Genomic DNA, 614 nt, shown 5'->3' on the forward strand with positions numbered 1-614 from the left:
CCACGGTGGCGGCCGCCGTCGCTGCGGGCGGCAGCAATTGCGGTGGCGTGATGGACATCCCGGCCAAGGGGCGGATGGCGATGATGACCGATACCGCCAATGGGTTCTTCGGTCTGTGGCAGCCGGCCGGGCACGACGGCTTCGCACTGTTCAACGAGGCCGGCGCGCCGGTCTATCACCAGCTGACCACCAGCGACTACGCCAAGGCGTTGGACTTCTACCGGACAGTGTTCGGCTGGGCCACGCAGGTGGTGTCCGATACCGATGAGTTCAGGTACAGCACAGCCTCATTCGATGGTCAGGCGCTGGTGGGTGTGATGGACGGATCGGCGTTCATGCCCGAAGGAGCACCGTCGGCCTGGACCACGTTCTTCGGATCCGAGGATGTGGACAAGACCATCGAGCTGGTCGTCGCCAACGGTGGGGCAGTGGTGCGCGGAGCCGAGGACACTCCGTATGGACGACTGGCTGCGGTGACAGATCCGACCGGAGCCGGGTTCAATCTGTCGTCGCTGCAGGGCTGAGAGCGAAGTCGGCGAAATCGAAGCCGGGCACCACCACGCAACTGACCAGAACGGGCTCGTCATCGCGCGGCTTGGCGCGTTGCCAATGGC

The 614-nt window shown here is 65.1% G+C and carries 2 protein-coding genes; one reads left to right on the forward strand and one right to left on the reverse strand.

Going from position 1 to position 614, the window contains the following annotated elements:
• A partial coding sequence (locus IMZ11_RS43310) for a VOC family protein (RefSeq protein WP_228649477.1) occupies positions 1-524 on the forward strand: 524 nt, incomplete at its 5' end.
• Here the strand turns inward: IMZ11_RS43310 and IMZ11_RS43315 are convergent.
• Positions 499-614 (reverse strand): cupin domain-containing protein (locus tag IMZ11_RS43315; protein WP_228649479.1); only part of this gene is annotated, 116 nt, incomplete at its 5' end. The two genes, IMZ11_RS43310 and IMZ11_RS43315, sit on opposite strands and share 26 nt — an antisense overlap.

Source organism: Microtetraspora sp. AC03309, assembly GCF_020826795.1.
Taxonomy (GTDB): domain Bacteria; phylum Actinomycetota; class Actinomycetes; order Streptosporangiales; family Streptosporangiaceae; genus Microtetraspora; species Microtetraspora glauca.